Raw genomic sequence first — 6,436 nt, 5'->3', positions numbered from 1 at the left:
GCAGAGTTAAATGTGTATTAAAGACAGCACCTCGCCCAGCGCCGGCAGCGCCACCGCCGCGGTGACGAGGTCGCCACCGCTCCACAGCGCGACGTGCACCGCCCAGTCCCCGCGCGCCGGGTCGGAGTACTCCCGGGTCCCGTCGAGCGGGTCGACGATCCACACGCGGTCGGCGCCCAGCCGGCGGGCGTCGTCCGCGGCCTCCTCGCTGAAGACGACGTCCCGCGGGCGGTGCTCCGTCAGCACGGCGAGGATCGCCCGCTGGGCGGCCGCGTCACCCGCGTCGCCCAGTGCCCGGCCCGCCGGCCCGCCGGAGCGCAGCGGGAGCAGTACGTCCCCGGCGGCGCGTGCCGCGGCGACCGCGACCGCGACGTCGCCGCCCGGCGTCAGCTCCACTGGACCGACGTCGCGTCACCCGGCCGGCGCGGCGGGGTGTGCGTGCCGGAGGCATCGGTGATCGCGCCGAAGTAGGCCTGGGCCTTCTCCGGCCGCGGCATGACGAAGATGCCGCGCGCCTCGACGAGCGGCTTCTCGGGAGCGGAGGCGAGCGCGATCGTGCCGGCGATGACCGACTTGCGGCCCTCGTTGCTCTCCACCCACGCGCGCAGCACCAGCGGCGTCTCCAGCGGGAGCGGGCCGCGGTAGTCCAGCTCCAGGTGCGCGGTCATCCCCCACAGCCCGGCGGCGCCGGCCGCGCTGCCCAGCAGCTGGTCCATGAACAACGCGCTCATGCCGCCGTGCACGTAGCTCGGCGGGCCCTCGTAGGCGACGCCGAGGGTCACCTCGGCGACCACGCCGCCATCCTCGCGGCGCACCAGCAGCGGCGGGGCCAGGGCGTTGCCGACGCCGACGACGGGGTTGAACACCCGACGACCCACCGAGGGGTCGTCGAGCACCGGGAGCTGGGCCGCGGGACGCCGGGACGCGCCGATGCGGGCGGTCGCCCGGCGCACCAGCTCGGTGGCGGCCGCGACCTCGTCGGCGGGCACCGTGCTGACCACGGAGACCTCGATCAGCTCGCGCAGGGCGGCACCCAGATCCGTCGACGCCGCCATGAGCTCGGCGTCGTAGGGGGCTCCGGCCTCGGGGGAGGCGTCGTTGGTCGTCACGGGCAGATGGTCGCAAGGGCGCTCAGGGCTGCGGCGCGGCACCCCTGCCGGGTCCGCCGCGGGGGAGCCGCACCGTGACGCGGAGCCCCGCACCCGGCGCGGTCTCCAGCGACGCCGAACCGCCGTGCGCGGCGGCGAGCGACGCCACGATCGCGAGGCCCAGCCCGGTCCCGCCCGCGGCCCGGGTCCGCGAGGCGTCGGCCCGGTAGAAGCGCTCGAACGCCCGCGCGGCGTCGCCCTCGGCCATCCCGGGTCCCTCGTCCGCCACCCGCAGCAGCAGGACGTCGGGATCGTCGGGCGCCTGGGCCACCGAGACCAGCACGCGGGTGGGAACCGGCGTGTGCGTGAGAGCGTTCGTGACCAGGTTGCCCACGACCTGGCGAAGCCGGCTCTCGTCGCCGACCACCACGGGGACGTCGGTGAGCGACTCGTCCAGGTGCAGGCTGATCGGCCGGTCGGGCTGGACGGCACGCGCGTCGTGCACGGCGTCGCCGGCGACGGCCGCCAGGTCCACGGAAGCCATGGACAGCGGTCGCTGCTGGTCCATGCGGGCGAGCAGCAGCAGGTCCTCGACGAGCAGCCCCATCCGGCCACCCTCGGCCTCGATCCGCTGCATCAGCCGGGCGACGTCGTCCTCGGAGCGGACCGCACCCTGGCGGTACAGCTCGGCGAAGCCGCAGATCGACGTCAGCGGGGTGCGCAGCTCGTGGCTGGCATCGGCGACGAAGCGCCGCATCCGCTGCTCGGACCCGCGGGCCTCATCCTCGGAGGCCTGCTGGGCGTGGAAGGCGCTCTCGATCCGGGCCAGCATCCCGTTCAGCGCCGTCGCGAGACGGCCGACCTCGGTGCGCTCGTCGCCCTCGGGCACCCGCCGGGAGAGGTCGCCGGCGGCGATCGCCCGGGCGGTGTGCTCCACCTCGGTGAGCGGCCGCAGGCTGTTGCTGACCAGGAGGTAGCCGGCGGCGCCCAGCAGCACGAGGACGACGAGGCCGACGACGACCTCGATGGCCACCAGCCGGCCGATGACCTGCTCGTCTCCGCGCAGGTCCCGGGCGAGGAGTGCGGTGTAGCCCTCGGGCAGCTCGACGGCGGCCACCCGCCAGGAGGTGCTGCGGTCCTCGGCGGGGACGGTGAACATGCGCGGCGGACGGGCCGGTCCGATGCCGCGGTCCCCGTCGTCACCGATCCGCGCGGCCAGCCGGCCGAGGTCGGGGCGGTGGTCCTCGTCGTCCGTCGGGCCGGCGAGCACGACCAGCTCCTCGCCGCCGGGCACCAGGCAGGCGAGGTAGTCGGTGGCGGGATAGGCCTGCGCGCCGACCGTGCACTGCTGCAGGAGGGAGAGGCGCTGCTCGGAGAGCCGGTCGGCGGTGACCCGCAGTTGCGCGTCCTGCTGCTGGGTGAGGTAGCCGCGCAGCAGCGACGTGGCGGCCATGCCGGTCGCGAGCAGGGCGACCGAGACCAGCGCGACGAGGAGTGCGACCAGCGTGACCCGCAGCGGGATCCGAGGACCCCGGTCGGGAGCCGGAGAGCCCGCGGTCACGAGCCCCGCGGCAGCCGGAGCGTGTAGCCCACCCCGCGGATGGTCTGCAGCAGCCGGGGCTCGGTGGTGTCGATCTTGCGGCGCAGGTAGGAGATGTAGGACTCGACGACGTTCGCCTCGCCGTTGAAGTCGTAGTTCCACACGTGGTCGAGGATCTGCGCCTTCGACAGCACGCGTCCGGCGTTGGCCATCAGGTAGCGCAGCAGCTTGAACTCGGTGGGGGACAGGCCGATGACCTCCCCGGCCTTGATGACCTCGTGGGTCTCCTGGTCCAGCTCGATGTCGGCGAACGTCAGGCGCGGGGTCTCGACCGTCCGTTGCGTGCCCGCCGTGCGGCGCAGCACGGCGCGGATGCGGGCGACGACCTCGTCCAGGCTGAACGGCTTGGTGACGTAGTCGTCGCCGCCGAGCGTGAGCCCGGAGATCTTGTCCTCGGCGGCGTCCCGGGCGGTCAGGAACAGCACCGGGGTGTGCGTGCCCGACTCGCGCAGCCGGCGGATGACGCCGAAGCCGTCCAGGCCCGGCATCATGACGTCCAGCACGAGCAGGTCGGGGCGGAACGACGCCGCCAGCGTCAGCGCCTGCTGCCCGTCGGCCGCCGTGGCCACCTCGAAACCGGCGTAGCGCAGGCTCGCCGAGAGCAGCTCCCGGATGTTGGGCTCGTCGTCCACCACGAGCAGGCGGGCCTCGGGGGTCGGGCTCCCGGTGGGCTGGTTACCGGACACTGTTCCTCCGGTCGCGTGCGCCGATGCGGTCGTCATGGATCCGAGGTTCGCTGGCACGGCTGCGCCGGCACTGGACGCTACCTGTGAATTGCCTGGGAGGGCTGGGCATGGGAAGCGATGCACCCGTCTGCGCCCGCAGAACGCAGGTATCGCTTCCCATGCCCGGGTCAGCCGGCGGGTGCCATCGCGCGACCGCGCCGCCAGTAGCCGATCGCGTGGTGCTGCGCCCGCCCCAGCCCCCAACGACCGCGCAGGTCGGCCCGGATGGCCCGCACCGTCGCCGACTCCGCTCCCACCCACGCGAACACGTCGTCGCCGGGCGGGCGCTCGAGTGCGGCCACGGCGTCGACCAGCAGGGTGCTCCCGCCCGGTGGCGTGCCGCCGCGGTGCAGCCAGCGCAGCTCGATGCCGGGCGGCGCCGTGAGGGGCTGCTCCTCCTCCGGCCCGGCGACCTCCAGGAAGGCGACGCCGGTCGTCGTCGGCGCGGCCGCGGCGAGCAGTCGGCTGATCGCGGGCAGCGACGTCTCGTCGCCGGCCAGCAGCAGCCAGGCGGCGGGACGCTCGGCCAGGGACGCGGCCCCTGCCACGCCGAGCACGGCGCCCGGCCGCGCGGCGGCCGCCCAGGCGGCCGCCGGCCCGTCGCCGTGCAGGACGAAGTCGATGTCCGCCTCACCGACGGCCGGGTCCTGCCGGCGCGCGGTGTAGCTGCGCAGGGCAACGCCGTGGCTGCCCTGTGGCCAGACGATCCGGCCGTCCCGCTGGATGCGGGGCCAGAGCGGGTCCGGGTCGTCGGCGCGGGGCACGAGCAGGTTCACGGTGGGGCCCGCGGCGGCCACTGCGGCGGGGTCCCCGGAGAGGGTCACCCGGCGCACCGAGGGGGTCACGTCGGCCACTGCGACGACCGTGAGGACGTCGACCGGCCGCAGGCCGTCGGTGAAGACGGCGCCGTCAGGAGAGGTCACGTCGCTCCAGTCTAGGTGCCGTGCTCGCGGACGACGGATGTGTGCCCGGCCGTTCTCGGGGGCACGGCACTTCGAGCACTGTCAACGAGCGGGGGAGCGGCGATGTCCGGGGAGCCGAAGAAGGGTGACCACGTCACCTGGAGCAGCCACGGCAACGCGGTCGAGGGCACGGTCGAGCGCGAGATCACCAGCGACACCGAGGCCTCGGGCCGCACGGTGCGGGCCAGCAAGGACGACCCGCAGTACGAGGTCCGCAGCGACAAGAGCGGCAAGACCGCCGTGCACAAGCCCTCCGCCCTGCACGAGGACTGAACCACCGGCCCGGGCGTCCGGGCCAGACACGAGGGAGACACCGTGACCGAGTCCGCAGGCCAGTTCGCCGGGGCATCCGAGCGCAGCACCAAGCACAACCCGCGGCTCGACGAGGAGCTCGAGCACGAGATCCAGGGCATGCTCAAGGGCGACAAGGCCACCCGGGCCCAGGAGTGGCGAGAGGTCGAGCCGGTGGCCGAGGGCGAGCCCGCCCTGACCGTCGACCCGTCCGGCACGCTGGTCGCCGGGCTGCCGGAGGGCATGACCGAGGACGCCGTCGTCGCCCGCGCCGAACTGGCGCGCTGGCTCACCCGCCAGCCCTTCCCCGGCAACCGGGAGCACCTGCTGGAGGCCGCCATGGACCACCGGGCGCCCGACGCCGTCGTGGCGGAGCTGGAGCGGCTGCCCGCCGACCAGACCTTCGAGCGGATCGGCGACGTCGTCCGCGCCCTGGGCTATCCCACGGAGACCGGACCCGGGCCGGGGGCCACCGAGGGCGGCACGACCTCCTGAACACCCGCGACGGGGGACGCCGGCTCAGGCGCCGGCGTCCTCCCTCGCCTCGTCCTCAGCGATCTCCTCGGCGCCGCGTCGGCGGAAGAGCCTCGAGCCGGGGAAGCCCTTCACGAGCTGACGCATGTCCTGGACGGTGTCGACGAGGTCGTGCACGTCGGTGCCCACCGTCCCGAGGGTCTCGAGCACCGGCAGGATGTCCTCGTCCAGGTGCACGAGCAGCTGGGGCAGCCGGTCGATGAGCGTGACCATGGCGTCCACCTCGGACGGGTCCAGGGACGCCGCCAGCCGCCGGACCACCGGGGCCAGGGCGGTCAGTGCCGGCTCGTAGTCGTCGAGCATCGGCTCGACCCGGCCCACCATGCCCTCGGCGCGGTCGACGATCGCGTCCGCGCGGGTGCTGGTGCCGCCGACGCGCTCGATGGCGTCGTCGGCTTTCCGCTGGGTCTGGCTGACGCGTTCGATGGCGTCGTCGGCTTTCTGCTGGGTCTGGCTGACGCGTTCGATGGCGTCGTCGGCTTTCTGCTGGGTCTGGCTGACGCGTTCGATGGCGTCGTCGGCTTTCTGCTGGGTCTCGCCCACGCCCGCGATGGCCTCGTCGGCCCGAGCGCGGGTCGTCTCCAGATGGTCGATCGCGCCGTCGGCACGGTCGAGCAGGACGTCGACCCGGTCGACCAGTCCCGACACCCGGCTGAGCAGCGTCTCCACAGTGCCCAGCACGTCGGCGGCCCGCGGGACGAGTGCGACTGCATCGGACACGCCCTCGCGCACGCCCCCCACGAGGGCGAGGACATCGGAGGGGCCGGGTACCGAGGGCAGTCGCACTTCCGGAACGCTACGCATCCCACCGGTGGGCCACCATCCGGTTGCCCGCATCGGGTCGCCCCCGTGCCGCGCGTCGAGGGAGGAAAGGCTCCGACGCCCGTATCGTGGGTCGACGGACAGCTACGTGCGGACGACGAGAAGGTGTCGACACCTGTGGGGGATCAGCCGACGCGGGACGGTGGGGGCGCGCGTGGCGTCCCCGGCCGCACTCGTCGTGGGCACTCCGCGGAGGTCGGTGCCGTCGAGCCGGTGACCGTCGAGCAGCTCCTGGCCCGCCAGGGTGACGGAGGGGTACGGCGCCGGGCGTCCCGTCGCGGTGCGGACCCCCGCCCCGAGCAGCAGGCCCGACGTCTCTTATACACATCTGACGCGGCCGCCGAAGGGGCGGATAGAGCGATCAGTTTGCCCATGCTACATGAAAAACAACGAGTGTGAATCAGATGAAATAAC

At 73.9% G+C, this 6,436-nt stretch carries 8 protein-coding genes; 2 read left to right on the top strand and 6 right to left on the bottom strand.

Going from position 1 to position 6,436, the window contains the following annotated elements; translation table 11 throughout:
- Positions 1–6 precede the first annotated feature (6 nt).
- The 5 genes from C5508_RS18580 to C5508_RS18560 all read right to left on the bottom strand — a co-directional run bounded on the left by C5508_RS18580 (position 7) and on the right by C5508_RS18560 (position 4,336).
- Positions 7–396, bottom strand: a complete 390-nt coding sequence (locus tag C5508_RS18580; protein ID WP_198598183.1) for an inositol monophosphatase family protein — start codon at positions 394–396, stop codon at positions 7–9.
- Positions 387–1,109, bottom strand: coding sequence for a PaaI family thioesterase (locus C5508_RS18575; RefSeq protein WP_232797291.1), 723 nt, complete (start codon positions 1,107–1,109; stop codon positions 387–389). Before C5508_RS18575 ends, C5508_RS18580 begins: the two co-directional genes overlap by 10 nt.
- Before the next feature lie 22 nt (positions 1,110–1,131).
- Positions 1,132–2,649, bottom strand: coding sequence for a sensor histidine kinase (locus C5508_RS18570; protein WP_232797290.1), 1,518 nt, complete (start codon positions 2,647–2,649; stop codon positions 1,132–1,134).
- Positions 2,646–3,410 (bottom strand): response regulator transcription factor, encoded by a 765-nt coding sequence (locus tag C5508_RS18565; protein WP_198598182.1) that lies wholly within the window; start codon positions 3,408–3,410, stop codon positions 2,646–2,648. The genes C5508_RS18570 and C5508_RS18565 overlap by 4 nt, the downstream gene beginning before the upstream one ends.
- 131 nt (positions 3,411–3,541) lie before the next feature.
- The gene (locus tag C5508_RS18560) at positions 3,542–4,336 is read right to left on the bottom strand and encodes a siderophore-interacting protein (RefSeq protein WP_104526396.1); all 795 of its coding nucleotides are present in this window, start codon (positions 4,334–4,336) and stop codon (positions 3,542–3,544) included.
- Positions 4,337–4,438: 102 nt separating this feature from the next.
- On the opposite strand from C5508_RS18560, the gene C5508_RS18555 reads away from it, so the two are divergent.
- Together C5508_RS18555 and C5508_RS18550 are read left to right on the top strand one after the other, a co-directional pair.
- Positions 4,439–4,648: a hypervirulence associated TUDOR domain-containing protein gene (locus C5508_RS18555; RefSeq protein ID WP_104526395.1), complete on the top strand. Its 210-nt coding sequence runs from the start codon at positions 4,439–4,441 to the stop codon at positions 4,646–4,648.
- A gap of 42 nt (positions 4,649–4,690) precedes the next feature.
- The gene (locus C5508_RS18550) at positions 4,691–5,161 is read left to right on the top strand and encodes a DUF2795 domain-containing protein (RefSeq protein WP_104526394.1); all 471 of its coding nucleotides are present in this window, start codon (positions 4,691–4,693) and stop codon (positions 5,159–5,161) included.
- 24 nt (positions 5,162–5,185) lie between these two features.
- On the opposite strand, the gene C5508_RS18545 is transcribed toward C5508_RS18550, so the two are convergent.
- Positions 5,186–5,920: a hypothetical protein gene (locus tag C5508_RS18545; RefSeq protein ID WP_232797289.1), complete on the bottom strand. Its 735-nt coding sequence runs from the start codon at positions 5,918–5,920 to the stop codon at positions 5,186–5,188.
- Between the last annotated feature and the right edge of the window lie 516 nt (positions 5,921–6,436).

Source organism: Blastococcus atacamensis, assembly GCF_002938425.1.
Taxonomy (GTDB): domain Bacteria; phylum Actinomycetota; class Actinomycetes; order Mycobacteriales; family Geodermatophilaceae; genus Blastococcus; species Blastococcus atacamensis.
Note: the sequence above shows the minus strand (reverse complement) of the source record. Positions and strands in the feature narration are given on the sequence as shown.